General features: G+C 65.0%; 3 protein-coding genes. All 3 read right to left on the bottom strand.

From position 1 onward, the window contains the following. Positions 1 to 483: hypothetical protein (locus B2W70_RS18090; protein WP_286747946.1), on the bottom strand; the 483-nt coding region annotated here is incomplete at its 3' end. Positions 484 to 486: 3 nt separating this feature from the next. Beyond that, complete coding sequence (locus B2W70_RS18085) at positions 487 to 1,917, bottom strand: MBOAT family O-acyltransferase (RefSeq protein WP_286747944.1); 1,431 nt, start codon at positions 1,915 to 1,917, stop codon at positions 487 to 489. A gap of 15 nt (positions 1,918 to 1,932) precedes the next feature. Then, on the bottom strand, positions 1,933 to 2,778 hold an 846-nt coding region (locus tag B2W70_RS18080; RefSeq protein ID WP_286747942.1), incomplete at its 5' end, for a glycosyltransferase family 2 protein.

The following is a 2,778-nucleotide window of genomic DNA, read 5'->3' as shown; positions in this document are numbered from 1 at the left end:
GTCCACGCCGATGTAGGCCGCTGGCGTCGGGTAGACGATGAGGTGGCTGGCGGGCGCCTGCTGAAGGATGCGCTCGAGGTAGCCCATGCGGCCGATGCGAAGCCCAGGCACGGCCGCGTTGAGCACGTTGTACGCGCCAGGCTGGGTCGCTTCCAGCAGCCGGGCCAGCTGGCGAGGGTACTCCTGATCGGGGCTCTCGTAGATGCCGAAGGACTCGGAGGCACCGTAGACCAGGATGTTGCGTCGCCCCTCGATGGGCTCGGGCCCGCGAAAGCCCAGGCTGTTCATCTGCCACTTGCCGAAGTGGGCGCCGGGCTTGCCGGCCTTGACGCCAGGGGCGCTCACGAAGACGGTGTCGATGTCGTGGTTGCCGGCCAGCGGTGCGCCCTCGCGCACCCAGTCATCCAGGCGCGCCAGGGCCTCCAGCGTCAGCAGGAAGATCAGACAGTAGGCCACCCAGCGGGCCACGGATCGCATGCTCATGACTCAGAACTGGAAGTAGACAAAGGACTGTGGCGTGCCACCCAGAAAGACCGCCGCATAGAACATGCCGGCGTACAGCACAGGCTTGAGCGAGCCAGGGATGATGGGCAGGCGCATGAACTGGAGCTCGCCGTTGCGCCACTGCAGCCACTGCACGATGACCAGGGGCAGGGCGTAGAGGCCGATCGTTTGCAGGCTGGCCGTGTCCAGCCCTTCAAGGGGATTGCTCAGGGCGCTGCTCATGCCCAGCACCTGGTCCAAAGACGTGGCCCGAAACAGCAGCCAGCCATAGCAGGTCATCACGAACATGCTGGCGATGTGCAGCGTCAGCCACAGCGCGCGGGGCAGGGGGATCGCCTGCTCGCAACGGTCCAGGTAGGGGCTCAGGTAGCGGTGGATGCAAAGCAGCGCGCCGTGGTAGAAGCCCCAGAGCACGAAGTTCCAGGCGGCGCCGTGCCACAGGCCGCCCAGCACCATCGTGATCATCAGGTTGCGGTACGTGAAGAAGGTGCCGCCGCGGTTGCCGCCCAGCGACTTGTAGAGGTAGTCGCGCAGCCACTGCGACAGGCTGATGTGCCAGCGCCGCCAGAAGTCGGACGGGTTGGTCGCGAAGTAGGGCAGGTTGAAGTTCAGCGTGAACTCGAAACCCATGATTTTGGCGATGCCGCGCGCGATGTCGGTGTAGCCCGAGAAGTCACCGTAGATCTGGAAGGTGAAGGCCAGCACGCCCACCAGCACCTCGCCCCCGGTCGGGTCGGGTTTGCTGAAAACCTGGTCGGCGATGGGCGCCAGGTTGTCGGCCAGGAACACCTTCTTGAAAAAGCCCCACATGATCAGGTGCAGGCCGTCTTCCCATTGCTGGCGCGTGGTTTGGCGGGGCAGCAGCACCTGTGGCAGCAAGGTGGACGCGCGCTGGATCGGGCCTGCCACCAGGTGAGGGAAGTACAGCACGCCGAGGAAGAAGTCCCAGAACGTGCCCGACGGGTGCAGTTCACCCCGGTAGACGTCGATCGTGTAGGACAGCGCCTGGAAGGTGTAGAACGAGATCGCCACCGGCAACACGATGTTGAGCGTGTGCACGGACACCTCGAAGCCCAGCGCGGTCAGCACCGCCGAGGTCGACTCGATGAAGAAGTTGCAGTACTTGAAAAAGCCCAGCAGCGACAGGTTCGAGACCACGCTGATCCAGACCAGGCGCTTGCGCTCGGCTTCGGGGCCCTTGGCTTTGTGCGAGGCTTCCAACTTGCCCGCGATCCAGTAGTCCAGGCCGGTGGTGCACAGCAGCGGCAGCAGGAAGCGCCAGTCCCAGCTCGCATAAAAGAAGCAGCTGGCCAGCACCAGGAAGGTGTTCTGCTGCTTGTGAGGCAGCAGGTAGTACACGATCAGGACGATCGGCAGGAAGAGAAAGAGGAACTCGACGGAGTTGAACAGCATCGCGTGCTCCGTGGGTCAGCGGGCCGTGCGGCGCCAGGTTCCCTGCTGGGTGCCACGCGCGTACCGGATCGAAGCCAACAGGAAGGCCCAGTTCAGGGCGAAAAAGAAGGTGGGCAGCTTGGCGATGCGTGGCAGCGCCGCGCCAGCGCTGCTGCGCCGGTACCACCACGACACCACGGCGTAGCCCAACACTTGCAGCGCGGTCCAGGCTTGCCAAAGTTGTTGATTCAGGCTGGGCAGGATCGACAACGCCAGGCTGGCCAGCAAAGCCGCCAGCATCAGGTGGGGGGTCAGCCAGCGCAGCACCTTGTGCGACACGTACGCGAAGCGGGTGGCCCCGCTGGTGCGCGTCAGGAACTCCGGGTGCTCGAACAGCGCCTGGAAGTTGCCCACCCCGATGCGCAGGCGCCGGTGGTGTTCTTCCGAGATGTTCTCGGGCGTGTCCTCTTCGGCCCAGGCCGACGGGTCGTAGGCCATGCGCTTGCCACTGGCGCTCACGTGCATGCCGATGAGGAAGTCGTCGCAGATGGCGTTGCTCGCCAGCTCGGGCCACAGCTCGCGGCGCACCGCGTAGATGGCCCCATTGGCGCCCAGGAGTCCGCCGATGCGGCCCTCGAAGAACTTGAGCACCTGCTCGATGCGCCAATACAGGCTATCCTGGTTTTGCCCGGCGTTGCCCAGCAGGCGCAGCTCGCCGCTGACGCCGCCCACATCAGGGTCGTTGAACCAGCCCACCAGACGCCGGATGGCCTGGCGATCGAAGAAGGTGTTGGCGTCGGAGAAGACCACGATGGGTGCATTGACCCGGCCGCGCAGGTCGTTGAGCACGTTGGCCTTGCCGCGGTTGGCCTCGAAGACGTG

Source organism: Aquabacterium sp. UBA2148 (assembly GCF_002328915.1).
Classification (GTDB): domain Bacteria; phylum Pseudomonadota; class Gammaproteobacteria; order Burkholderiales; family Burkholderiaceae_C; genus Aquabacterium; species Aquabacterium parvum.
Note: the sequence above shows the minus strand (reverse complement) of the source record. Positions and strands in the feature narration are given on the sequence as shown.